23 protein-coding genes are annotated in these 24,084 nt (G+C 70.5%); 12 read left to right on the top strand and 11 right to left on the bottom strand.

Translation table 11 applies throughout. From position 1 onward, the window contains the following. Positions 1 to 75 precede the first annotated feature (75 nt). On the top strand, positions 76 to 531 hold the full coding sequence (gene mce, locus ACZ7OU_RS43490; protein WP_470245309.1) for a methylmalonyl-CoA epimerase: 456 nt from the start codon (positions 76 to 78) through the stop codon (positions 529 to 531). 69 nt (positions 532 to 600) lie between these two features. Here mce and ACZ7OU_RS43485 read toward each other — a convergent pair whose 3' ends face one another. Beyond that, the gene (locus tag ACZ7OU_RS43485) at positions 601 to 1,173 is read right to left on the bottom strand and encodes a TetR/AcrR family transcriptional regulator (RefSeq protein WP_470245310.1); all 573 of its coding nucleotides are present in this window, start codon (positions 1,171 to 1,173) and stop codon (positions 601 to 603) included. Positions 1,174 to 1,192: 19 nt separating this feature from the next. Further along, positions 1,193 to 1,561, bottom strand: coding sequence for an SPW repeat domain-containing protein (locus ACZ7OU_RS43480; RefSeq protein ID WP_470245311.1), 369 nt, complete (start codon positions 1,559 to 1,561; stop codon positions 1,193 to 1,195). Between the two features lie 205 nt (positions 1,562 to 1,766). On the opposite strand from ACZ7OU_RS43480, the gene ccrA reads away from it, so the two are divergent. The 4 genes from ccrA (at position 1,767) to ACZ7OU_RS43460 (ending at position 6,128) form a co-directional block, all read left to right on the top strand. Beyond that, positions 1,767 to 3,107: a crotonyl-CoA carboxylase/reductase gene (gene ccrA / locus ACZ7OU_RS43475; RefSeq protein WP_470259767.1), complete on the top strand. Its 1,341-nt coding sequence runs from the start codon at positions 1,767 to 1,769 to the stop codon at positions 3,105 to 3,107. Between the two features lie 223 nt (positions 3,108 to 3,330). Continuing rightward, entirely contained in the window at positions 3,331 to 4,512 is a 1,182-nt protein-coding gene (locus ACZ7OU_RS43470; RefSeq protein ID WP_470260159.1) for a chromosome segregation protein, read from the top strand. An 82-nt stretch (positions 4,513 to 4,594) separates the two neighbouring features. Continuing rightward, complete coding sequence (locus tag ACZ7OU_RS43465; RefSeq protein WP_470245313.1) at positions 4,595 to 5,047, top strand: universal stress protein; 453 nt, start codon at positions 4,595 to 4,597, stop codon at positions 5,045 to 5,047. A gap of 4 nt (positions 5,048 to 5,051) precedes the next feature. Then, positions 5,052 to 6,128 carry an adenylate/guanylate cyclase domain-containing protein gene (locus ACZ7OU_RS43460; RefSeq protein WP_470259766.1) on the top strand — a complete coding sequence of 359 codons (1,077 nt, stop codon included), beginning with the start codon at positions 5,052 to 5,054 and terminating at the stop codon, positions 6,126 to 6,128. A 126-nt stretch (positions 6,129 to 6,254) separates the two neighbouring features. Here ACZ7OU_RS43460 and paaE read toward each other — a convergent pair whose 3' ends face one another. From paaE to paaZ, 6 genes are read right to left on the bottom strand one after another with little or no spacing between them, the layout of a single operon-like run. After that, complete coding sequence (gene paaE, locus ACZ7OU_RS43455; protein WP_470259765.1) at positions 6,255 to 7,304, bottom strand: 1,2-phenylacetyl-CoA epoxidase subunit PaaE; 1,050 nt, start codon at positions 7,302 to 7,304, stop codon at positions 6,255 to 6,257. A 1-nt stretch (position 7,305) separates the two neighbouring features. Beyond that, positions 7,306 to 7,794 carry a 1,2-phenylacetyl-CoA epoxidase subunit PaaD gene (gene paaD / locus ACZ7OU_RS43450; RefSeq protein ID WP_470259764.1) on the bottom strand — a complete coding sequence of 163 codons (489 nt, stop codon included), beginning with the start codon at positions 7,792 to 7,794 and terminating at the stop codon, positions 7,306 to 7,308. After that, entirely contained in the window at positions 7,788 to 8,645 is an 858-nt protein-coding gene (gene paaC, locus ACZ7OU_RS43445; RefSeq protein WP_470259763.1) for a 1,2-phenylacetyl-CoA epoxidase subunit PaaC, read from the bottom strand. Before paaC ends, paaD begins: the two co-directional genes overlap by 7 nt. Next, positions 8,642 to 8,926, bottom strand: coding sequence for a 1,2-phenylacetyl-CoA epoxidase subunit PaaB (paaB, locus tag ACZ7OU_RS43440; RefSeq protein WP_323332469.1), 285 nt, complete (start codon positions 8,924 to 8,926; stop codon positions 8,642 to 8,644). The genes paaC and paaB overlap by 4 nt, the downstream gene beginning before the upstream one ends. Further along, positions 8,923 to 9,855, bottom strand: coding sequence for a 1,2-phenylacetyl-CoA epoxidase subunit PaaA (paaA, locus tag ACZ7OU_RS43435; RefSeq protein ID WP_470259762.1), 933 nt, complete (start codon positions 9,853 to 9,855; stop codon positions 8,923 to 8,925). Before paaA ends, paaB begins: the two co-directional genes overlap by 4 nt. Beyond that, a complete protein-coding gene (paaZ, locus tag ACZ7OU_RS43430) occupies positions 9,852 to 11,879 on the bottom strand; it encodes a phenylacetic acid degradation bifunctional protein PaaZ (RefSeq protein ID WP_470259761.1) in 2,028 nt (675 codons plus the stop codon). The genes paaA and paaZ overlap by 4 nt, the downstream gene beginning before the upstream one ends. A gap of 168 nt (positions 11,880 to 12,047) precedes the next feature. Between paaZ and paaI the strand changes: the two genes are divergently transcribed. Genes paaI through ACZ7OU_RS43415 form a run of 3 tightly spaced genes read left to right on the top strand, consistent with a single transcriptional unit; the run spans position 12,048 to position 14,328 of the window. After that, a complete protein-coding gene (paaI, locus tag ACZ7OU_RS43425) occupies positions 12,048 to 12,458 on the top strand; it encodes a hydroxyphenylacetyl-CoA thioesterase PaaI (protein WP_470259760.1) in 411 nt (136 codons plus the stop codon). Positions 12,459 to 12,460: 2 nt separating this feature from the next. Further along, on the top strand, positions 12,461 to 13,738 hold the full coding sequence (paaK, locus tag ACZ7OU_RS43420) for a phenylacetate--CoA ligase PaaK (RefSeq protein WP_470259759.1): 1,278 nt from the start codon (positions 12,461 to 12,463) through the stop codon (positions 13,736 to 13,738). Next, positions 13,735 to 14,328, top strand: coding sequence for a TetR/AcrR family transcriptional regulator (locus tag ACZ7OU_RS43415; protein WP_470245323.1), 594 nt, complete (start codon positions 13,735 to 13,737; stop codon positions 14,326 to 14,328). Before paaK ends, ACZ7OU_RS43415 begins: the two co-directional genes overlap by 4 nt. 2 nt (positions 14,329 to 14,330) lie before the next feature. On the opposite strand, the gene ACZ7OU_RS43410 is transcribed toward ACZ7OU_RS43415, so the two are convergent. After that, entirely contained in the window at positions 14,331 to 14,642 is a 312-nt protein-coding gene (locus tag ACZ7OU_RS43410) for a hypothetical protein (RefSeq protein WP_470245324.1), read from the bottom strand. A gap of 193 nt (positions 14,643 to 14,835) precedes the next feature. Between ACZ7OU_RS43410 and ACZ7OU_RS43405 the strand changes: the two genes are divergently transcribed. Next, a complete protein-coding gene (locus tag ACZ7OU_RS43405) occupies positions 14,836 to 15,507 on the top strand; it encodes a TetR/AcrR family transcriptional regulator (protein ID WP_470259758.1) in 672 nt (223 codons plus the stop codon). Here the strand turns inward: ACZ7OU_RS43405 and ACZ7OU_RS43400 are convergent. Next, positions 15,428 to 16,483: an AraC family transcriptional regulator gene (locus tag ACZ7OU_RS43400; RefSeq protein WP_470259757.1), complete on the bottom strand. Its 1,056-nt coding sequence runs from the start codon at positions 16,481 to 16,483 to the stop codon at positions 15,428 to 15,430. The genes ACZ7OU_RS43405 and ACZ7OU_RS43400 overlap by 80 nt on opposite strands. Positions 16,484 to 16,533: 50 nt before the next feature. Here ACZ7OU_RS43400 and ACZ7OU_RS43395 point away from each other — a divergent pair, with 50 nt between their 5' ends. The 3 genes from ACZ7OU_RS43395 to ACZ7OU_RS43385 all read left to right on the top strand — a co-directional run bounded on the left by ACZ7OU_RS43395 (position 16,534) and on the right by ACZ7OU_RS43385 (position 20,816). Next, on the top strand, positions 16,534 to 17,619 hold the full coding sequence (locus ACZ7OU_RS43395; protein WP_470259756.1) for a winged helix DNA-binding domain-containing protein: 1,086 nt from the start codon (positions 16,534 to 16,536) through the stop codon (positions 17,617 to 17,619). A gap of 75 nt (positions 17,620 to 17,694) precedes the next feature. Continuing rightward, positions 17,695 to 19,158 (top strand): flavin-containing monooxygenase, encoded by a 1,464-nt coding sequence (locus tag ACZ7OU_RS43390; protein ID WP_470259755.1) that lies wholly within the window; start codon positions 17,695 to 17,697, stop codon positions 19,156 to 19,158. Beyond that, positions 19,158 to 20,816, top strand: coding sequence for a GMC oxidoreductase (locus tag ACZ7OU_RS43385; RefSeq protein ID WP_470259754.1), 1,659 nt, complete (start codon positions 19,158 to 19,160; stop codon positions 20,814 to 20,816). Before ACZ7OU_RS43390 ends, ACZ7OU_RS43385 begins: the two co-directional genes overlap by 1 nt. A 735-nt stretch (positions 20,817 to 21,551) precedes the next feature. On the opposite strand, the gene ACZ7OU_RS43380 is transcribed toward ACZ7OU_RS43385, so the two are convergent. Further along, a complete protein-coding gene (locus tag ACZ7OU_RS43380) occupies positions 21,552 to 23,936 on the bottom strand; it encodes a Tex family protein (RefSeq protein ID WP_470259753.1) in 2,385 nt (794 codons plus the stop codon). Between the last annotated feature and the right edge of the window lie 148 nt (positions 23,937 to 24,084).

The raw sequence follows: 24,084 nt of genomic DNA, 5'->3' as shown, positions 1-24,084 counted from the left end.
TGATGGAGCCAGTGTGAGGCGGGGCACGCGACGATTCTGGGAGAACGCCGGGCGGGCGCCCCCTATCCTGCCCCCATGGATGACGCCCTGCGGCCGTTCGTGACGGCCATCGACCACGTCGGCATCGCGGTCCCGGACCTGGACGCGGCCATCGAGTTCCACCGCACGCACTTCGGCCTGGAAGTGGCGCACGAGGAGGTGAACGAGGAGCAGGGAGTGCGGGAGGCGATGCTGCGCGCGCCCGGTACGGCGGGCACGGAGACGCAGATCCAGCTGCTCGCCCCGCTGCGCGACGACTCGGCGATCGGCAAGTTCCTGGCCAGGAGCGGCCCGGGGTTGCAGCAGCTGGCGTACCGCGTGTCCGATGTGGACGCGGCGTCGGCGGCACTGCGCGAGCAGGGCCTGCGCCTGCTGTACGACGCGGCCAAGCGCGGCACGTCGAACAGCCGGGTGAACTTCATCCACCCGAAGGACGCGGGCGGCGTCCTGGTGGAGCTGGTCGAGCCGGCCAAGGACGGCGCCGCGCACTGAGCACCACCGACCCGTTCCGGCGTAACGACTTCCGCGCGCCGGAGCCGCACGTCCGTGCCAAGAAAGGGGCTAAGCCGGCGAGGTCTTCGACACGAGGGCGTCGGCGATGAACGTCAGTTCGCCGTCGAACTCGGCGGGCAGGTCGTCGTCCGAGTGGCGGGCCGTGGCGTGCCGGTGGCTGACCGCGCGGGCCAGCAGGCCCGACGCGCGGTCGATGTCGGCCGCCGGGACGCCGCCGCCCGTCGCCGCCAGGATCACCGCGCGGACCTGGCGCACGAGCACCTGGAAGCGCTCGTGGAGGGCGTCGCGGACGACGTGGTGGGTGTCGGCCTCGCGCCACAGCAGGTGCGAGAGCCCGAGCGACCGGCTGAAGCGGTGGTCGAGCTCGCGGACGAGCCGGCGCAGGCTGCCCACGAGGTCGCCGGGGACGACGACCACGGCCGGCTCGATGCGCTCGTCGGGCAGCCGCTCGACGAGCGCGGTGAGCAGGTCCGCCTTGTGCCGGAAGTAGTAGTGCACCAGCCCCTTCGGCACCCCGGCCCGCTCGGCGATGCGAGAGGTCGGGGTGGCGTCGAAGCCGGACTCGGCGAAGAGCGCCTCGGCGGCGCGGAGAATGCGCTCCTTCGCCGAATCCTCGGTCATGCGGGTGCCTCCTGGTCGCTCAGTGCTGGCCTGCCGTGCGGTGCGCGGCGCTCGCGACCGGCATCGCTGCCGCGCCGGCGATGACCGTCAGCACCCCGGCGATCCAGGACGTCCAGGACGCGCCGTTGAACTCGGTGTACCCCATCACCCACGGCGCGATGAAGAGCAGCACGCCGAGTGCGATCTGGATGCCCTCGCCGTAGACCATGCCGGGCATGGCCAGGGAGACCAGTCCGTCGAGTGCGATCAAGGCGCCCAGGACGACCATCGTCCACATCGCGGTCGTGTCCATGCTCAGCCAAAGGGGTGAAAGAGCGGCGACGACCCCGATGACGACCTCGGCCCAATCGTGGGGCCGGGTCCATGCGCGCGTAGAGACTTCACTCATTCGTGCTCACCTCCGTCGGTGAAACTGCTGGTCGGGTGGGTGTTCCCACGGCCGATGATCCGCTTGACTGGCCAGCCGGTCAAGACTGGTCGGTCACAGTTCGACGTGTAATCGTGCTGTCCGTCTCGTACAGTTGTGTGCGCGAGTTACCGGCGAGTAATTTCTGCCGCCAACGCCGTTGACCCCCATCTCCGCGGAGGAACCGATGACGCAGCTCGGCGAGATCCAGCAAGCCATCCTGAACGGCGAGTCCGCCGCGGTCGGCTCCCTGCCCGTGCCCGAGAGCTACCGCGGGGTGACCGTGCGGGCCGACGAGGTCGACATGTTCGAGGGCCTCGAGAGCCGGGACAAGGACCCGCGCAAGTCGCTGCACCTCGACGACGTCCCCGTGCCCGAGCTGGGCCCGGGCGAGGCGCTGGTCGCCGTGATGGCGAGCGCCATCAACTACAACACCGTGTGGACGTCGATCTTCGAACCGATCCCCACGTTCAAGTTCCTGAAGAAGTACGGGAAGCTCTCGCCGCTGGCCAAGCGGCACGATCTGCCCTACCACGTCGTCGGGTCCGACCTGTCCGGCGTCGTGCTGCGCACCGGTGTCGGCGTGCACAACTGGAAGCCGGGCGACGAGGTGGTCGCGCACTGCCTGAACGTCGAGCTCGAGAGCCCGGACGGGCACAACGACACGATGCTCGACACCGAGCAGCGGATCTGGGGCTTCGAGACGAACTTCGGCGGCCTCGCCGAGATCGCGCTGGTCAAGGCCAACCAGCTGATGCCGAAGCCGGACCACCTGACCTGGGAGGAGGCCGCCTCCCCCGGGCTGGTCAACTCCACCGCCTACCGTCAGCTGGTCTCGCGCAACGGCGCGGACATGAAGCAGGGCGACGTCGTCCTGATCTGGGGCGCCTCGGGCGGCCTCGGCTCCTACGCGACGCAGTACGCGCTGAACGGCGGCGCCATCCCGGTGTGCGTCGTCTCCAGCCCGGAGAAGGCGGCGATCTGCCGCAAGCTCGGCGCCGAGCTGATCATCGACCGCAGCGCCGAGGCCTACCGGTTCTGGAAGAGCGAAACCGAACAGGACCCGAAGGAGTGGCAGCGCTTCGGTGCGAAGATCCGCGAGCTGACCGGCGGCGACGACCCGGACATCGTGTTCGAGCACCCGGGCCGGGAGACGTTCGGCGCGTCCGTCTACGCCGCGCGCAAGGGCGGGACGATCGTCACGTGCGCGTCGACCTCCGGGTACATGCACCAGTACGACAACCGCTACCTGTGGATGAACCTGAAGCGGATCATCGGCTCCCACTTCGCGAACTACCGCGAGTCCTGGGAGGCGAACCGGCTGATCTCGAAGGGCCTGATCCACCCGACGCTGTCGAAGACGTACCCGCTCGAAGAGACCGGGCAGGCCGCGCTGGACGTCCACCGCAACGCCCACCAAGGCAAGGTCGGCGTGCTCGCGCTCGCCCCGCAGGAAGGCCTCGGCGTCCGCGACGAGGAGAAGCGCGCGAAGCACATCGAGGGGATCAACGCGTTCCGCGGCGCCTGATGCACGGCGCCTGATCGACAGCGCACGATCGACGGCGCCTGATCCACGACGCCGGGGGCGGTTCCCGCTCCCGGCGTCGGAATCCACCGGGATGGGCCCGGATCCGGCAAGATCCCTTCGCCGCATCACAGGGCACGTTCGGCGCACCGCACGGGTGCTCACCCTTCCGTGACCCGGCTGCGACTACGGTAGGCGCATGAGCCTTGGCGATGAACGGGAGCTTGTGCCGCTGGGAGCCGGCTTCGACGTGGCGAAGCGCGGGTACAGCCGAGCGCAGGTCGACGAGCACCTCGAGCGGCTGGACGGCGACCTCAAGATGCTCACCGCCGACCGGGACGCGGCCATCGCGCAGTCCGGCGACCTGGCGCGGCAGCTGGAGATCGCGCGCGGGGAGATCGCGGACCTGCGCGGGCAGGTCGACCGGCTCGCCCAGCCGCCGACGAGCGTCGAAGGCCTCTCCGAACGTCTTCAGCGGATGCTGCGCCTCGCGCAGGACGAATCCGCCGACACGCGCGCCCGCGCCGAAGCCGAGGCCGGGCACATCCGCGCCAAGGCCGAGACGGACGCGAGCGCCATGCGTGCCCGCTACGAGCAGCTGCTCACCGAGCTCGACCTGCGGCGCAAGGAGATGGAGGCGGAGCACCGCAAGGTGCTCGAGGACGCCCGCGCGCAGGCCAAGGAGATCACCGACAAGGCCGAGGCCGAGCGTACGAAGCTCGACACCGAGTCGTCGGACCGTCGCACGAAGGTCGAAGAAGACTTCGAGATCGCGATGGCCGCGCGCCGCACCGAGGCGATGCGCGTGCTGGCCGAGCAGGAGGCGGCGAGCAAGGCCGAGGCCGCGCGCCGCGTCCAGGAAGCGACGCAGGACGCCGCCGACATCCGCGCGAAGATCCTCGACGAGGAGACGACCGCCAAGGCCGAGATCGACCGCCGGCAGCGGGAGTCGGTCGCGGACGCGAACAAGCGCCGTCAGGACTCGATCAACGAGGCGAACGCCCGGCTCGCGGAGGCCGCCGACGAGGCGCGGCGCCGCGTGACGACGGCGACCGAGGAGTCGAACCGGCGGATCACCCAGGCCAACGAGCGCGTCGACAGCCTGCGCAAGGTGCGCGGCGGGCTGGCCGAGCAGGTCCGCGCCGCGCGCGCGGTGCTGGCCGAGGCCCACACCGTCCTCGGCGACGACGTCAAGGTGCCCGCGGACGTCACCGCGGACCTGAAGGCCGAAGACCTGAAGGCGGACGCCGACACCGGGAAGACGACGCCGGTGGGTGACGTCGAGGAGACCATCCGGATCAAGGCGTCCGACGTCCCGAAGCCGCAGCAGGCCCCCAAGGCGACCCCGAAGCCGGCTCCGAAACCCACTCCGCGGCCAAGCGGAGCGCGGAAAGCGACTGGCGAGTAACCTTCCACCCGACACGGCGCGGACGAGCCGGCACGCTCGGCTATCGTCCCTGCTCACGCGGGATCACGTGGAGGTTTTGCGCATGGGTGCGGCATATCGGACCGTGGTGGTGGGCACGGACGGCTCGGAGTCCTCGTTCGCCGCGGTGGACCGCGCGGCGGCGGTGGCCGGCGACGCGGGCGCCACGCTCGTCATCGCGTGTGCGTTCTACCCGGCCAGCAAGACCGACGTCGACAAGGCCCAGGACGTCCTCGGCGACGAGGCGTACCAGGTCGTCGGGTCGGCGCCGGCCGAGGACACGCTGCAGTCGGCGCGCGACCGCGCGGTGCGCGCCGGGGCCGAGAAGATCGACACGCTCGCGGTGAAGGGCGACCCCGTCGACTCGCTGCGCAAGGTCGTGCACGAACGCGAGGCCGACCTGCTGGTGGTCGGCAACCGCGGGCTGAACACGATCGCCGGCCGGATCCTGGGCTCGGTGCCGTCGGAGGTGGCGCGCAAGTCCGGCGTGGACGTGCTGATCGTCCACACGACCTGAGCTCGTGACCGATTCGAGCGAAGAGCTCCAGCAGCGGCTCGAACGCGTCCTGCTCGGCGGCAGGCGGAAGTACACGCGGCTCGAAGTGGCCGAAAAAGCCGGCGTGCCCGAAGAGCGGTCACGCCGGCTTTGGCGCGCGCTGGGGTTCGCGACGGTGCCCGACGACGAGGTCGTCTTCACCGACGCGGACGTCGAGGCGATGCGGACGGCGGACCAGCTGGTCCAGTCGGGGCTGATCGACCCGAGCATCGAGGTGTCGGTGACGCGCGCGCTCGGCCAGCACCTGTCGCGGTTGGCCGAGTGGCAGGTCGACATGCTCTGGCAGCTGATCAAGGAGCAGCCGGAGCTGGGACGCAGCGAGCGTCAGGTGGCCCGGCTGGTCGACCGGCTGCTGCCGGAGCTCGAGCGGGTGCAGAACTTCGTCTGGCGCCGGCACCTGGCGGCGTACGCCGGCCGGGCGTTCGCGGCGCCGGACGAGAGCCTGGAGGCGCGCACCCAGGTGGTCGGGTTCGTCGACATGGTCGGCTACACGCGCCTGACGCGCCAGATCGACGAGGAAGAGCTCAGCCGGGTCCTCGACGCGTTCGAGCTGCTGGCGACGGAGACGATCGCCGAGCACCACGGCCGCGTGGTGAAGATGATCGGCGACGAGGTCCTGTTCGTGGCGGACGCGGCGGTCGACGCGGCGGAGATCGCCCTGGCACTGACGGAGCGCACATCGGCGGACGAGAGCCTGCCGGCGGTCCGCGCGGGCATGGCGTCGGGCCGGATCCTGTCGCGCTTCGGCGACGTGTACGGCTCGGTGGTCAACCTGGCGGCCCGCCTGACCTCGGTGGCCCGCCCGGGCACGATCCTGGTGGACCGCGAGCTGGCTTCGGAGCTTGCGGAGGAGAAGGCATACGAACTGCGGCAGCGCAGGCCGGTGACGGTCCGGGGCTACAACCGCCTCCGCCCGGCGGCGCTGAGGCGGGCGAGCGAGGCACCGAGCGGGATGTTCGCGAGCTCTCAGCAGCTGGCGGCGGAGATGCTGGGCCTCACCGAGCCGGAAGAACCACGCCGGCGCCGCCGTCGAGGCCGCTGACCGCGCCCCCGCCACTCCCAGGGGGCGTCCCCTGGCCCATTCTATCGGCGGCGACTCGCAGAACCCGCGGCAAAGCCGTTTGCCGGCCCGGCTGTCCACAAGTGGTCGCTCCTGTGGACAACCGGTTCAGGCGTCGAAGTCGACCGTGATCGTCTCCGAGACCGGGTACGACTGGCACGTCAGCACGAAGCCCGCGTCGACCTCCGCCTTCTCCAGCGCGAAGTTCCGCCGGAGATCGACCTTCCCCTCCGTCACCCGGGCCCGGCACGTGCCGCACACGCCGCCCTTGCAGGCGAACGGCAGGTCCGGCCGGAACTTCTGGGCCCCGTCCAGCACCGACGACGACCGCGGCAACGTCATCGTCGACGAACGGCCGTCCAGGACCACCGAAACCTCCGAGGACTCCCCCGCCACCGCCGGGTCCAGGTGGGCGACCGGGTCCGGTGGGGTGTCCACGTAGAACAGCTCCTGGTGGACCCGCGAAGCCGGGACGTCCAGGGAAGCCAGCAGCTCCTGCGCGCCCGTCACCATCTCGAACGGGCCGCACAGCCACCAATGGTCCACGGAGTACACCGGGATCAGCGAGGAAAACAGCGAACGCAGCTTCGGGACGTCCAGGCGGCCCGTGAACAGCTCCGCCTCGCGCGGCTCGCGCGACAGCACGTGGATCAGCTCCAGGCGGGACGGCGCGCGGTCCTTCAGGTCCGCCAGCTCGTCCGCGAACATCACCGTGTCCGTGCGGCGGTTTCCGTAGAGCACCGTCGCCGTCGCGTCCGGGGTCGCCAGCAGCGACGACACGATCGACAGCACCGGCGTGATGCCCGAACCCGCCGCGATCAGGACGTGGTGGCCGCCCGCCGCCAGATCCGGGGTGAACGACCCGGTCGGCGTGGCCACTTCGATCGTGTCGCCCGCGCGGACCTCGTTCACCAGCCACGACGAGAACAGGCCGTCCGGGACCAGGCGGACGCCCACCCGGGGTGCCGTACCCGCCGCCGCGCAGATCGAGTACGACCGGCGCTCGTCGCGGCCCTCGATCGAACGCCGCAGGGTCAGCGACTGGCCCGGTTTGAAGTCGTACTCCGTCGCAAGAGAATCCGGCACGTCGAACGTCACCGCGACCGCGTCGTCGCACAGACGCGCGATACCCGCGACCTTCAAGGGGTGAAAAGCCACCTCAGATCTCCTTGACGTGCTCGAACGGCTCGGCGCACGACCGGCAGCGCCGCAGCGCCTTGCAGGCCGTCGCGCCGAAGCGGGACTGCTCTTCGGTGTCCGAAGACCCGCACAGCGGGCACACGACCCGCGAGACCGGCGCCGACAACGTCAGCGGGATCGGGCCCGTCCGCCGCGGGGCCGCGCCCGGCGGGGCGATCCCAGCCGACGCCAGCTTCCGACGCCCCGCAGCCGAAATCCAGTCCGACGTCCACGCCGGAGACAGCTGCGTCCGGATCTCGACGTCGGCGAAGCCCGCCGACACCAGCGCGTGTTCCAAGTCGTCGCGCATCGTGTCCATCGCCGGGCAGCCCGTGTACGTCGGCGTGATCGCGACGACGACGCGTCCTTCCGACTCGGACACCGAGCGCAGCACGCCCAGGTCCGCCAGCGTCAGCATCGGCAGCTCGGGGTCGGTGACCGTGGCCGCGACGGCCTCGGCGGTCACCATTGCGCGCCCGGCATCGCCCGGGCCACGCTCTGCAGCTCCGCCAGCAGGAACCCCATCTGCTCGGTGTGGACGCCGTCGCGGCCCGTCCGTCCGGACACGCCGGCGAGCTCGCCCGAAGACGGCCGCACCAACGTTGCCGCCGAAAGGGCCTGGTCCAGCACCGCATCGAACTCCGGCCGCAGCGAGGCGGCATCGACGAGTTCCCAGGCATGCGTGCGGAACAGCTCCCCCACGTACGGCCAGACGGCGTCGAGTCCCTCCTGCATCCGCTCGTGCGACAGCTCGGTCCCGTCGCCGAGGCGGACCAGCCACTGCGCCGCGTAGTCGCGGTGGTAGGTCACCTCCTTGACGCCCTTGTCCGCGATCGCGGCCAGCACCGGGTCCACCGACGTCACCAGTCGCTGCAGCAAAGCCAGCCGCCACGTCGAAAACACGAACAGCCGCGCGATCAGGTGCCCGAAGTGGCCGCCGCCCAGCTCCGCGAGCCGGACGTTGCGGAACTCGTTTTCCACGCGGTCGAAGGCGAACGAGTCCTCCGTGCGCGACGAGCCGTCGGCCTTGCCGGCGCGCGCCAGCAGCAGCCGCGCCTGGCCGAGCAGGTCGAGGCCGATGTTCGCGATCGCGACCTCGTCCTCCAGCTCGGGCGCGTTGGTGCACCACTCCTGGAGCCGGTGGGAGAAGATCAGCGCGTCGTCGCCCAGCATCAGGCAGTACGCCGCGAGCTGAGCACCGTCCACACCGGACGGAACCGAGGTGTCCACACCGGACAGCGGGTCCTCGAAGCCGGTGCCGAACGCCCAGCGGGCGTCGTTCTCCTCGGTCAGCGACTCGTAGACGTTGTCGAAACTCATATGTGCGGCACCTCCTCGGGGATGTCGTAGAACGTCGGGTGCCGGTACACCTTGTCGCCGCTCGGCGCGAAGAACGGGTCCTTCTCGTCCGGCGACGACGCCGTGATGTCCGACGCGCGCACGACCCAGATCGACACGCCTTCGTTGCGCCGCGTGTAGAGGTCACGCGCGTGGTGCAGCGCCATCTCGTCGTCGGCCGCGTGCAGCGAGCCGACGTGCACGTGGTTCAGCCCGCGCTTGCCCCGGACGAACACCTCGTACAACGGCCAGTCGTGCTTCATCGCGAACCCTTCTTCTCGGCGTGCGCCACCGCGGCTTCCCGGACCCACGCGCCGTCGTCGTGCGCGCGGCGCCGGTGGGCGATGCGCGACGCGTTGCACGGGCCGTTGCCCTTCAACACGTTCTTGAACTCGTCCCAGTCCACGGCACCGAAGTCGTAGTGCTCGCGTTCGGCGTTCCACTTCAGCGAAGGATCCGGGAACGTGACGCCGAGCGCGGCCGCCTGCGGCACCGACATGTCGACGAAGCGCTGCCGCAGCTCGTCGTTGGTGTGGCGCTTGACCTTCCACGCCATCGACTGCGCGGTGTTCGGCGAGTCGGCGTCCGGCGGGCCGAACATCATCAGTGACGGCCACCACCAGCGGTTGACGGCCTCCTGGACCATGTCCCGCTGCTGCTGGGTCCCGCGCATCATCGTCATCAGCAGCTCGTAGCCCTGCCGCTGGTGGAAGGACTCTTCCTTGCAGATCCGGATCATCGCCCGCGCGTACGGCCCGTAGGACGAGCGGCACAGCGGGACCTGGTTGCAGATCGCCGCGCCGTCGACCAGCCAGCCGATCACGCCGACGTCGGCGAAGGTCAGCGTCGGGTAGTTGAAGATCGACGAGTACTTCTGCTTGCCGGTGATCAGCTTGTCGGTCAGATCCGCGCGGTCGGCGCCCAGCGTCGCCGCCGCCGAGTACAGGTAGAGACCGTGGCCGGCTTCGTCCTGCACCTTGGCGAGCAGGATCGCCTTGCGCCGCAACGACGGCGCCCGCGTGATCCAGTTGCCCTCCGGCTGCATGCCGATGATCTCCGAGTGCGCGTGCTGCGCGATCTGCCGGATCATCGTCTTGCGGTAGCCCTCGGGCACCCAGTCGCGCGGCTCGATGCGCTGGTCACGCTCGATGACGGCCTCGAACTGCTCCTCAAGGGAAGCGACAGCGGTCACGGCTGCTCCTTCGACACGAGGGTCAGGACGTCGTACTTCGCGACGGACTCGCCGTCGGCGTTGGTGACGTCGGCGTCCCAGCGGACCTCGCCGTACTCCTGGTCGATCCGCGGGGTGATCTGCTTGGCGGTGAGCGTCACGGTCAGCGAGTCGCCGACCTTGACCGGGGTGAGGAACCGCAGGTTTTCGAGGCCGTAGTTGGCCAGCACCGGGCCCGGCTCGGGCGAGACGAACAGACCCGCGGCGAACGAGACGACCAGGTAGCCGTGCGCGACGATCCCGCCGAACAGCGGGTTCGCGGCCGCGGCCTCGGGGTCGGTGTGGGCGTAGAACGTGTCGCCGGTGAACTCGGCGAAGTGGTCGACGTCCTCCTGGCTGACCGTGCGCGGCCCGGCGACCACCGAGTCGCCGATCTTCAGCTCCGCCAGGGACTTCCGGAACGGGTGGACGTCGCCCTCGGTGCGCGGCGCGCCGGTCACCCAGCGGCCGGTCACGGCGCTGAGCACGGCGGGCGAGCCCTGGACGGCGGTGCGCTGCATGTGGTGCAGCACGCCGCGGATGCCGCCCATCTCCTCGCCGCCGCCCGCGCGGCCGGGGCCGCCGTGGACCAGCTGCGGCATCGGCGAACCGTGCCCGGTGGACTCCTTCGCGTCGTCGGCGTCCAGCACCAGCAGACGGCCGTGGAACGGCGCCGCGCCGAGGACGACGTCGCGCACGAACTCCTTGTCCGCGGAGACCACGGACCCGGCCAGGCTGCCGCCGCCGCGCGCCGCGAAGTCGACGACCTGCTCGGTGGACGTGTAGGGCATCAGCGTCGAGACCGGGCCGAACGCCTCGACCTCGTGCGGCTCCGAGCGCTCCGGGTCGGCCTTGAGCAGCACCGGGGAGATGAACGCGCCGCGCTCGGCGTCGGCGTCGACCACGTCGACCTGCTCGGGGTCGCCGAACACGACGCTGCCGGCGTCCAGCAGCGCCTTGAGCGACCGCCGGACCTCCTCGCGCTGCTCCAGGCTGGCCAGCGCGCCCATCCGGACGCCCTCGGCGGTCGGGTTGCCGACGGTGACCTTCGCGAGGCGCGCCGAAGCAGCTTCGGCGACGTCGTCGAGCAGCGAAGCCGGGACGAACGCGCGGCGGATGGCGGTGCACTTCTGGCCCGCCTTGACCGTCATCTCGCTGGTCAGCTGCTTGACGAACAGGTCGAACTCGGTGGTGCCCTTGACGGCGTCCGGGCCGAGGATCGAGCAGTTCAGCGAGTCGGCCTCGGCGTTGAACCGGACGGCGTTGCGGATGATCGCCGGGTGCGCCCGCAGCTTCTGGGCGGTCGACGCCGAGCCGGTGAACGACACCAGGTCCTGCGCGGTCACGTGGTCGAGGAGGTCGCCGACGCTGCCGGCGACGAACTGCAGCGAGCCCTCCGGCAGGATCCCGGACTCGATGATCAGCTCGACCAGCCGCGCGGTCAGGTACGCCGTCGAGCTGGCCGGCTTGACCAGGCTCGGCACCCCGGCGAGGAACGCGGGCGCGAACTTCTCCAGCGGACCCCAGACCGGGAAGTTGAACGCGTTGATCTGGACGGCGACGCCCCGCAGCGGCGTCGCGATGTGCTGGGCGACGAACGTGCCGCCCTTGCTCAGCGGCTCGACGGCGCCCTCGACGTAGACGGTGTCGTTCGGCAGCTCGCGCTTGCCCTTCGAGCCGTAGCTGAACAGGACGCCGATGCCGCCGTCGATGTCGAACTTCGAGTCACCCAGCGTCGCGCCGGTGCGCGCGGAGAGTGCGTACAGCTCCTCGCGGTGCTCACGCAGGTGCGAGGCCAGCGCCTTCAGCAGGGCCGCACGCTGGTGGAACGTCAGCTCCCGCAGAGCCGGGCCGCCGACCCGGCGGCCGTACTCCAGCGCGCCCGCGAAGTCGACGCCCGCCGACGAGATCCGGGCGACCTCCTCGCCCGTGGCCGCGTCGTGCAACGGGACGCCGTCGTCCGCCGTGTGCCACTCCCCGGAGACGTAGCTGCGCAGCACTGCCATCAGGTCCCGACCTCCACCGAATTACCTACCGGACGTTCAGTAATTGCATGGTAGCCGCTGCGCCCCGGGATCGGAAGGGGCGGACGCTTGACACGGCCCCGGCCACTGCCTTTACTGAGCGACACCGCCAGGTGACCGTCCATTCGGTAAGTCAGGCACGGAGGGTCCATGACCAACGCCGCCCACACGATGTTCGCCGCTGACGAGGCCTCACGCGCGCTGGGCATCGAGCTGGTCGAAGCGGGTGACGGGCGGGCCGTCGCGACGATGACGATCACCGGCGCGATGGTCAACGGCCACGACATCGCGCACGGCGGCTACGTCTTCCTGCTCGCCGACACCGCCTTCGCCTGCGCCTGCAACACCCACGGGCCGGTGACGGTCGCCGCCGGCGCCGAAATCTCGTTCGTCGCGGCCGGCCGGCTCGGGGACCACCTCGTCGCCACGGCCACCGAGCGCACCCGCTACGGCCGCAACGGCATCTACGACGTCACCGTGCACCGGGAGACCCCCGGCGGGCCCGAGGTCGTCGCCGAATTCCGCGGCCGCAGCCGCGTCCTCTCCGCGAAACGGGACTGACCATGATCGAGGCGAACATCGGCGCGGACGAGCTGGCCGCCCTGCAGCTGGAGCGTCTGCAGTGGACGCTCAGGCACGCCTACGCGAACGTGCCCGCGTACACGAAGAAGTTCGACGCGGCCGGCGTCCACCCCGACGACTGCAAGGAGCTCGCCGACCTGGCGAAGTTCCCGTTCACGACGAAGCAGGACCTGCGGGAGAACTACCCGTTCGGGATGTTCGCCGTGCCGCAGGACCAGGTGCGGCGCATCCACGCCTCCAGCGGCACCACCGGCAAGGCCACCGTCGTCGGCTACACCGAGCAGGACATCGACACCTGGGCGACGGTGATGGCCCGGTCGATCCACGCCGCCGGCGGCCGTCCGGGCCACAAGCTGCACAACGCGTACGGCTACGGCCTGTTCACCGGCGGTCTCGGCGCGCACTACGGCGCCGAAAAGCTGGGCTGCACGGTGATCCCCGCGTCGGGCGGCATGACGGCCCGCCAGGTGCAGCTCATCACCGACTTCCAGCCCGAGATCATCATGGTCACGCCGTCGTACATGCTGACGCTGCTCGACGAGTTCGAGCGCCAGGGCGTCGACCCGCGGGCCAGCTCGCTCAAGGTGGGCATCTTCGGCGCCGAGCCGTGGACCGAGCAGATGCGCACCGAGATCGAAGAGCGGTTCGCGATCGACGCCGTCGACATCTACGGGCTGTCCGAGGTGATGGGCCCGGGCGTCGCGCAGGAGTGCGTCGAGACGAAGGACGGCCTGCACATCTGGGAGGACCACTTCTTCCCCGAGGTGATCGACCCGTACTCCGAAGAGGTCCTGGGCAGCGGGGAAACCGGTGAGCTGCTGTTCACGTCCCTGACGAAGCAGGCGCTGCCGATCATCCGCTACCGCACCCGCGACCTCACGGCGCTGTCGCCGGGGACCGCGCGCCCGGCGTTCCGCCGGATGGACAAGGTCACCGGCCGCACGGACGATCTGATCATCCTCCGCGGCGTCAACGTCTTCCCCACGCAGATCGAGGAAATCGTGCTGCGCACGGAATCGCTGAGCCCGCACTTCCAGCTCGTCCGGTCGACGCGCGGGCGCCTCGACCACCTGACGGTGCTGGTCGAGGCGCGTCACGACGCTTCGGCTGCTTCGCGGGAGCAGGCCGCCGCCGCGCTGATCTCGGGCGTGAAGGACGGCGTCGGGGTGACGGTGTCGGTGGACGTCGTCGACCCGGACACGCTGGAGCGGTCGATGGGCAAGATGCGGCGCATCGTCGACCAGCGGGAGAAGCCGTGACGGCGCCCCGGCGCGGGCGGCCCGGCTACGACCTCGAATCACTGCTGCAGGTGGCGGTGAAGCTCTTCAACGAGCGCGGCTACGACGGCACGAGCATGGAGGACCTGTCCCGCAAGCTCGGCATCACGAAGTCGGCGATCTACCACCACGTGCCCAGCAAGGAGGAACTGCTGCGGCTGGCGGTCGACCGGGCGCTGGACGGACTGTTCGAGGTGGCGGCCTCGACGGACCGCCTCGACGGCCGCGCGATCGACCGGCTGGAGCACCTGGTGCGCGGCAGCGTGCTGGTGCTGGCCGACCGGCTGCCGTTCGTGACGCTGCTGCTGAGGGTGCGCGGCAACACGAAGGTGGAGCGCGCGGCGTTGACCCGCCGGCGCGAGTTCGACCTGCTGGTGACGGACCTGGTGAAGCAGGCGGAAGCCGAGGGCGACATCCGCCCCGACGTCGACCCGGCGGTGACGGCGCGGCTGATCTTCGGCATGGTGAACTCGCTGATCGAGTGGTACAAGCCGCGCCGCGGATCGTCGGCGACGGAGGTGGCGGACGCGGTGTGCAAGGTGGCTTTCGAGGGCCTGCGCACCACGTCGTAGCGTCAGTCCTCGGCGACCTGGGGCGGCCGCCCCGCTTGCCAGAGAAGGGCTTCGCGCAGCTGCTCGATCAGCTGCTCGTCGTCCGCTTCGGACGGGTCGACGCCCAGCGGGATCCAGCGCTCGGAAACCTTCGACCCCTCGTCGTAGCCCGTGATCACGATTCCCGAGTACGACAACGACTCCTCGTCCGCGCAGTCGCCGTCGGGGAGCGGCTCGTCCGCTTCGAAGCCGTCGTCGAAACTGACGTGACGATGCTGCAGGCGGACGCTCACCCAGCGTCCGGCCGGCCGGATCGGCGCGTCTTCTTCGCTCATCTGCTCCTGCCCCCGGTCGCGGGTCCCTGCCGTCTCGTCGCATCCGGGCGCCGGGAAGTTACCGGCCGGTTGTTCCGGTTGCGTAACGACAAAGGTTGGCGCGAAACACCCGTTGCCCGCCACCGGAGTCACTCTTTTGACGACAGGTCAACTACTTGTTGACAGCGTGCCGCTCCCCCGCGAGGCTGAGCGGGTGACCAGTGGGACCCGGCCGCGGCGACGCCGCCTCGAACCGGCCGAACGGCGTGCGGAGATCCTCGCCGCCGCCCGGCACCTGTTCGGCGCGGGCAGCTACGCCTCGGTGTCCACTTCGGACATCGCCGAGGCGGCCGGGGTGGCGCGCCCGCTCATCAACCACTACTTCGGCGGCAAGCGCGAGCTGTACCTGGAAGTGGTGCGCCAGCTGATGATCGTGCCGGCGCCGGTCACCGAAGCGCTGCCGGACACCACGATGGAGGAGCGGCTGGCGATCGGCGTCGAACGGTGGATCGACGTCGTGGACCGCAACCGCGACGCCTGGCTGACGGTGATCGGCCCCGAGTCCGCGGGCCGCGACCCCGAGATCGAGCGGATCATGCTCGAGGCCGACGAGATCGCCGCCGACCGGGTGCTGGAAGCCGCGCTGATGACCGACGTCACCGACGGCCGGGAGGAGCTGCGCGCGATGATCCGGTCGTTCGGCGGCCTGCTGCGGGCCGCGTCGCGCGAATGGCTGATCCGCGGCACGCTCGACCGCGCCGCCCTGCGCACCTTTCTCACCGATTCGATCCTCAACCTGCTGAAGCTCACCTACCCGGCGGTGCTTGCCGAGCGGCCCGGAAGCGCCGGGCGAACGCCGCCGGCGTCATCCCGGTCCAGCGCTTGAACGCGTAGATGAAGCTCGACGCCTCCGCGTACCCGAGCCGGTACGCGACGTCCTCGACCGACAGGACGCCGGTGTCGAGCAGCTCCTCGGCCAGCGTCTGGCGGACTTCGTCGACCAGCGCGCGGTAGCTGGTGCCGGACTCGGTCAGCCGCCGCCGCAGCGTGCGCGTGCTGAGCGTCAGCTGGCGGGCGATCTCGTCCATCCCCGCGTCGACGCCGCCGAGCCGGACCAGCCGCTCCCGGACCTGCTGGGAGATGCCCGAACGCCGGCGTTTGCGCGCGACCAGCGCTTCGCACTGCGCGGCGCACAGGGCGACGGTCTGCTCGTTGGCCTGCGGCAGCGGCAGCATCAGCAGCGCGGCGTCGAGCGTCGCGCGGCAGGCGTCGGCGCCGAACCGCGGCAGCACGCCGAACGTCGTCCCGTATCCGTCCACTGTGGACGCTTCGTGGCGGAAGCAGAGGTCGTCCAGCGCGATCTCCGGCAGCAGGTCGCGCATCACCGAGAAGATCGCCGCCAGGTCGCGCAGCACGAGGAACCGGGCGACGTCGGCGGGGACGCGGCTGTCGTCCAGCTCCAGCGTCAGGCGGTCGCGCTCCAGCTCGACGTGCGGGATGCAGAAGGCGAAGCTGAGGTCGAAGTAGCGCAGGGAGAACAGGATCGCGTCCCGCAGCGTCGGGCTGCTGATGCAGGCGAACCCGAAGATGCCGAAGGTGGTGACGCGGTAGCGGCGCCCGAGCTCCATGGCCGTCGCGTCCGAGCCGTCCAGCTCGGCCAGCGCGCGGACGACGGCCAGCTCCTGACGCGCGTCGACCTGCACCGACGGGTCGGCGAGGAGCTCCGGCGAGAGCGTCGTCGCGGCGAGCAGCTTTTCGGCGGGCAGGCCGCGGTCGGCGGCGAACCGGGTCATCAGCTCGATGCTCGCGGTGCCGCGCGGGAAGTCCCAGTCCCCGACGGCGGGCGCGGCGAGCTCGGCCATGGCCGGATTATGGACCCGGAACTGTCGGTGCCGCTCGCTAGGGTGGCCCGGTGACCACGACGGTGAGCCGACAGGCACTGAACCGGGCGACGCTGGAGCGCCAGCTGCTGCTTCGCCGCGCGAAGATGTCCGCGCTCGACGCCGTCGAGCACCTCGCGGGCCTCCAGGCGCAGGCGCCGTTCCCGCCGTACTACGCGCTGTGGGCGCGGCTGCACGGCTTCCGGCCCGCGGACCTGGCCTCGCTGCTGGAGAGCAGGCAGGTGGTCCGGATCGCGCTGATGCGCGGCACGGTCCACCTGGTGACGGCGGCGGACGCGCTGGCGTGGCGGCCGGTGGTCCAGGTGCTGTACGACCGCGATCTCAAGACGAACACGCTGCACGCGAAGGCGCTGGCCGGCCTGGATCACGACGTCGTCGCCTCGGCGGCGCGTGAGCTACTGGCCGCTTCGGCGTTGTCCAGCACAGCGCTGGGTGCCGAGCTGGCGCGGCGCTGGGACGTCCCCGCGGCCTCCCTGACGCACCTGGCCCGGGGGCGGTTGCCGCTGGTCCAGACTCCGCCGCGGGCGATCTGGGGCAAGGCCGGGCAGACGACGTACGCGTGTCTCGACCAGTGGGTGGGCGCGTCGCTACCTCCGCCTTCGCCCGCTTCGCTGATCTCGCGCTACCTGCGCGCGTTCGGCCCGGCGACGGTGGCCGATGTCCAGACGTGGGCGGGCATCACCCGGCTGGGCGAGGTGGCGGCTTCGATGGACCTCCGGCGGTACCGCGACGAGGACGGGCGCGAGCTGCTGGACCTGCCGGAGCTGACTGTGCCGGACGAAGACGTCCCGGCGCCGCCCCGGCTGCTGGGTCCGTTCGACCAGACGATCCTGTCGTACGCGGACCGCACCCGGGTGATCTCCGACGACTGCTGCAAGCGCGTCATCACCCAGAACGGCCTGGTCAAGGGCACGCTACTGGTCGGCGGGTACGTCCGGGGCTTTTGGGAGCGCAAGGCCGCGGTGCTGGAGCTGTCGCTGTTCGAGAAGCTGCCGAAGCGCGACCTCGCGGCGTTGGAGAGCGCGGCCGAGCGGCTGCTGACCTGGGCGGAGCCGGCCGCGGAGGGTCAGGAGGTGCGCATCAACCCACCAGAGTGAGAGCTGGCCGGAATTCTCGATCGGGTGACCGTTCGTGGCCTGTTGTCACAGGCCTCGGCTGCGTAGCTTTTTCGCATGAGTAGTTCGGCGAAGGGGCCGTCGGTGCTGATCGTGGGCACCGGCTTCGGCGGCATCGGTACGGCGATCGAGCTGAAGCGCGCCGGGTTCACGGACTTCACGATCCTCGAGAGCGCGGAGGGGCCCGGCGGCGTCTGGCGGGACAACACCTACCCCGGCGCCGCGTGCGACATCCCGTCGCCGCTCTACTCGTTCTCGTTCGAGCCGAACCCGCGCTGGCCGAAGCGGTTCTCGCACCAGCCGGACATCCTGGGCTACCTGCGGAACGTCATCGCCAAGTACGGGCTCGAGCCGCACATCCGCTACCGAACCGAGGTCACCGGGGCCGCGTTCGACGAGGCGCGCGGCGTCTGGAGCGTCGAGACGCGCAGCGGTGAAACGTACGAGGCAAACGTTTTCGTCCCCGCCGTCGGCCAGCTGTCGCGGCCGGTGCTGCCGGACATCCCGGGGCGGGAGAGCTTCGGCGGCGACGCCTTCCACTCGGCGCGCTGGGACCACGACGCCGACCTGGCCGGCAAGCGCGTCGCCGTCATCGGGACCGGGGCCAGCGCCGTCCAGTTCGTGCCCGAGCTGCGCAAGCGGGCGAAGCACGTCACGGTCTTCCAGCGCACGCCGCCGTACGTCATGGCGAAGTCCGACCCGACCTACCGGCGGTGGCAGCACTGGCTGTTCGAGCACCTGCCGCCCACGCAGCTGCTCGGCCGGCTGCGGATCTTCCTGCTCGCCGAATACGCGACGTACGCGATGACGAAGCACCCCCTGCTGGCGAAGGTGTTCGAGCTGCGGACGGCGCAGCTGCGGCGTCGCCACGTCAAGGACCCCGAGCTGCGCGCGAAGCTGAAGCCGGCCTATCCCCTGGGCTGCAAGCGGATCCTGTTCACCAACGAGTACCTGCCCGCGCTGGCGCAGCCGAACGTCGACGTCGAGACGCGGCGGATCTCGTCGATCACGCCCCGCGGCGTGCGCGTCGAAGACGGGACCGAGCTCGAGGCGGACGTCCTGGTGTACGGCACCGGGTTCGCCGCGACGGACTTCCTCGGCCGGCTGAAGGTGCTCGGCCTCGGCGGGAAGTCACTGCGGGACGCCTGGGCCGGCGGCGCGCGGGCGTACCTGGGCATCACCGTGCCCGGGTTCCCGAACATGTTCTGCGTCTACGGTCCCAACACCAACCTGGGCGCCGGGTCCATCATCTACATGATCGAACGGCAGGCGCGCTACATCCGCCAGGCGGTCGAGCAGCTCGCTCGACCCGGGGTGTCCTATGTGGACGTCAAGCCGGAGGTCGAGGAGCGCTACGACCGGGAGGTGCAGCGGCGGCTGGGTCACAGCGTGTGGAGCGCGTGCACGAGCTGGTACCGGCAGGCCGACGGCCGCGTGACGACCAACTGGCCGGGCCTGGTCACCGAGTACGACCGCCGGACCCGGCGGCTGGACGTGGGCGACTACCAGGTGGTGGCGTGATGGACTACGACGTCCTGGTGATCGGTTCGGGCTTCGGCGGGAGCGTCACGGCGCTGCGGCTGAACGAGAAGGGCTACCGCGTCGGTGTGCTGGAGACCGGCCGCCGGTTCGCCGACGACGAGTTCGCGAAGACGTCGTGGCGGCTGCGGAAGTACCTGTGGGCGCCCGCGCTCGGGTGTTTCGGCATCCAGCGGCTGACACTGCTGAAGAACACGTTCGTGATGAGCGGCTCCGGCGTCGGCGGCGGCTCGCTGGTGTACGCGAACACGTTGTACGAACCGCCGGACAAGTTCTACGCCGATCCCCAGTGGGCGCACATCACCGACTGGAAGGACGAGCTTTCGCCGTACTACGACCAGGCGAAGCGGATGCTCGGCGTGGTCGAGAACCCGGCGACGACGGCCGCGGACCGCGTGCTCCAGGACGTCGCCGAGGACATGGGTATCGGCCACACGTACCGCCGCACACCGGTCGGCGTCTACTTCGGACAGTCCGGAGTGGACCCGTTCTTCGGCGGCGCGGGCCCGTTGCGTTCCTCGTGCACGTTGTGCGGCGAATGCATGACCGGCTGCCGGGTCGGGGCGAAGAACACGACGGTCAAGAACTACCTGTACCTGGCCGAGCAGGCGGGCGCCCGGGTGCACCCGCTGACGACCGCGGTGTCGGTCCGGCCGATCCCCGGCGGGTACGCGGTGGACACGCGACGCACCGGCCGCCGGTCCCGCCGGACGTTCACGGCGTCGCAGGTGGTGTTCTCGGCGGCTGCACTGGGGACGCAGCGGTTGTTGCACCGCATGCGCGACACCGGTGTTTTGCCTTCGCTTTCCCCACGACTGGGTCTGCTGGCCCGGACGAACTCGGAGGCGGTGCTGGCGGCGAGGTCGCTGCGCCCGGACACGGACTACACGCGCGGCGTGGCGATCACGTCGTCGATCCACCCGGACGAGGTGACGCACGTGGAGCCGGTGCGCTACGGGCGCGGCAGCAACGTGATGGGCCTGATGGCAACGGTCCTGGTGGACGGTTCACCCGGGCGCCGCCGTTGGGTGCTGGGGTTGCGCGAGCTGTGGCGGCAGCGTGGTCAGCTGCTGCGGATCCACAACCCGCGGCACTGGTCGGAGCGGATGATCGGGCTGCTGGTGATGCAGACTTTGGACAACTCCGTGACGACGTACACAAAGCGGGGTCTGTTCGGCCGCCGGATGACAACTCGCCAGGGTTCCGGAGCGCCTTCGCCGTCCTGGATCCCGGCGGGGCACGAGGTGACGCGCCGGGTGGCCGCGAAGATCGGCGGGCTGCCCCAGGGCGCGTGGACGGACATGGCGAACATCCCGATCACGGGCCATTTCATCGGCGGCTGCGCGATCGGGGACTCGGCCGACACGGGGGTCGTCGATCCTTACCAGCGGTTGTACGGGTACCCGGGGCTGCACGTGGTGGACGGGTCGGCGATCTCGGCGAACCTGGGGGTGAACCCGTCGTTGACGATCACGGCACAGGCCGAGCGGGCGATGGCGTTCTGGCCGAATCGCGGCGAGGCGGACCCGCGGCCGACGTTGGGTACGCCGTATCAGCGAGTGGCGGCGGTGGCGCCATCGAACCCGGCGGTGCCGTCGGAGGCCCCGGGAGCCCTGCGGCTGCCGATCACGCCGGTGTAGCAGTTCGCTCGCTTCGGGTGACTCTGGGCAGGTGAACCGGCCGGAGCCGGTTCCCGATGAGACCGGAAGTGACCGTCACCCACCCGACGACGCCCGGGCCTCGCGGAGCCGACCGGGGCAACCAGCTGACCTAGGCCCAGCAGGAGATCAGCAGCCTGAAGCAACAGACTTCCCCGCCGGCCACCGGGAGCCTCCCCCACCGCGGCCCAGACCGGGGGGACCGTGCGGCACGAGGGGCATCGCGGTAGATGTCGACAGCCCCGCGTCGGATCCGCAAGGGGGCACCACCGGCTCCTTCACCGGCAAAAACGACCTGAGCTTCAACGGTCGCGACTTCGGCTACATCGGCTGGAGCGCGACGGTGAGGCTCCCCTGATCTGGCGGCCGGCCAGGGCTACTGCGTCAAGACCTCCGACGGACGCTTCGCGGCGGTCCGCCTGAATGCTGCGTCGAGCCGTCGCCTCGTTCGCCGATCCGGGCGTGATCGTCGAGCGCGTCCTGTCCGGCAACGGGTCGGCCTACCGCTCCCCGGACGTCCCACGGAGGGCAGAGCCGGTCGGGCGGCTGTCGGGCAGGCACCAACCCCGACCTCGCCGCGACCGGACGCGCCCCCGCCACACCCCAGGGGGGCGTGCCCGGCTCCAGTCTATCGCCGCCCGCTGACGAAACCGGTGGAAAGGCCACAGGCCGGCGGAGTTGTCCACAACTCCGCCGGCCTGTGGGCAAATCGAGGCCCTACTTGCCGAACCCGGCCCGCCGAAGCGCGTCCGCCATGGAGCCGCTCGACCCGGATCCGGACCCGGAGCCGCCGCGCTGACCACCGCCACCACCGCGCTGACCGCCGCCACCCGAACCACCACGGCGCTGCTGACCGCCACCGCCGCCGCCCTGACCCCGGTCACGACCACCGCCACCGCCGCCGCGCGACGAGGGTGCACCCGGCTCGTCATCCAGCCGCAGCGTCAGCGAAATCCGCTTCCGCGGCACATCGACCTCGAGAACCTTCACCTTCACGATGTCCCCGGGCTTCACGACCTCGCGCGGATCCTTCACGAAATTCTTCGACAGCGCCGAAACGTGCGCCAGCCCGTCCTGGTGCACTCCGACGTCGATGAACGCCCCGAACGCCGCCACGTTCGTCACGACACCCTCGAGCCGCATCCCCGGCTTCAGATCACCGATCTTGTCGACACCCTCGGCGAAAGTAGCCGTCTTGAACGCCGGCCGCGGGTCGCGGCCCGGCTTGTCCAGCTCGGCCAGGATGTCCGTCACCGTCGGGAGACCGAACGTCTCGTCCACGAACTCGGCGGGCTTGAGCGACGACAGCGTCCGCGTGTTGCCGATCAGCGACCGCAGGTCCGTGCCCGTCTTCGTCAGGATCCGCCGGACCACCGGGTACGCCTCCGGGTGCACCGACGACGAGTCGAGCGGGTCGTCGCCGTCCGGGATGCGCAGGAAGCCCGCGCACTGCTCGAACGCCTTCGGGCCGAGCCGCGCGACCTCCTTCAGCGCCGTGCGGGAGCGGAACGGCCCGTTCGAGTCACGGTGCGAAACGATGTTCTCCGCCAGCCCCGTCGTGATGCCCGAGACGCGGGTCAGCAGGGGCGCGGACGCCGTGTTGACGTCGACGCCGACCGCGTTCACGCAGTCCTCGACCACCGCGTCGAGCGAACGCGACAGCGACACCTCGGACAGGTCGTGCTGGTACTGCCCCACGCCGATCGACTTCGGGTCGATCTTCACCAGCTCGGCCAGCGGGTCCTGCAGCCGGCGGGCGATCGAGACCGCGCCGCGCAGCGAGACGTCCATGTCCGGCAGCTCCGCCGAAGCGAACGCCGACGCCGAGTACACCGAGGCGCCCGCCTCGGACACGATCGCCTTCGTGAGCTTCAGCTCAGGGTGCTTCTTGATCAGCTCCTGCGCGAGCTTGTCGGTCTCGCGCGACGCCGTGCCGTTGCCGATCGAGATCAGGTCGACCTTGTGCCGGGCCGACAGCGCCGCCAGCTCCGCGATCGACTGGTCCCACTTGTTAGCCGGCTGGTGCGGGTAGATGACGTGGGTGTCGACGACCTTGCCGGTCGCGTCCACGACGGCCACCTTGACGCCGGTGCGGAAGCCCGGGTCGAGGCCCATCGTGGCGCGGGTGCCGGCCGGCGCGGCCAGCAGCAGGTCGCGCAGGTTGGCCGCGAACACGCGCACGGCGTCGTCCTCGGCCGCCTGGCGCAGCCGCATCCGCAGGTCGATGCCCAGGTGCAGGAGGATCTTGGTGCGCCACGCCCAGCGCACGGTGTCGCCGAGCCACTTGTCACCCGGGCGCCCCTGCTGGGCGATGCCGAACTTGGCGGCGATGCGCGCCTCGTAGTCGGTCGGCCCGACCTGCGGCTCGTCGGTGGGCTCGTCCGGCGACATCGTGAGGTCGAGGACCTCCTCCTTCTCGCCGCGCAGCATCGCGAGGATCCGGTGCGAGGGGAGCTTGGTGTAGGGCTCGGAGAAGTCGAAGTAGTCGGAGAACTTCGCGCCTTCCTCCTCCTTGCCCGAGCGGACCTTGGCGACCAGGTGACCCTGGCCCCACATCTTCTCGCGCAGGTCACCGATGAGATCGGCGTCCTCGGCGAAGCGCTCGACGAGGATCGAGCGGGCGCCGTCGAGGGCCGCCTGCGCGTCCGCGACGCCCTTGTCCGCGTCGACGAACACCGCGGCCGCGGCCTGCGGGTCCGTGGTCGGGTCGTTGAGCAGGCCGTCGGCCAGCGGCTCGAGCCCCGCTTCACGCGCGATCATGGCCTTCGTGCGGCGCTTCGGCTTGTACGGGAGGTAGATGTCCTCCAGGCGCGACTTGGTGTCCGCGGCGAGGATCGAGGCTTCGAGGGCCTCGTCCAGCTTGCCCTGGCTCCGGATGGATTCGAGCACCGCGAGGCGGCGCTCGTCGAGTTCCCGCAGGTAGCGCAGCCGCTCCTCGAGCGTGCGCAGCTGCGCGTCGTCGAGCATCCCGGTGACTTCCTTGCGGTACCGCGCGATGAAAGGCACGGTCGAGCCGCCGTCGAGCAGGTCGACGGCGGACTTGACCTGTCCTTCGCGCACGCCCAGTTCTTCGGCGATCTTCTGCTCGACCGACACGCTCACTGCTACACGCTCCTGCTTCGCCTTCGGGGTTCCGATTCTCGCATTCTGCCGTTTCCGCTGCCCCGACTTTCGGATGGGGCTCCTTGACAATCATATTGGTCTAGTCCATTTTGTGGTGACCTGCCTCACCGCCTTCGTGGAGGTCGCT

The sequence above is a fragment of the Amycolatopsis sp. NPDC114505 genome (assembly GCF_055633615.1).
The sequence above is the reverse complement of the archived record's forward strand: the minus strand, read 5'-3'. Positions and strand labels throughout refer to the sequence as shown.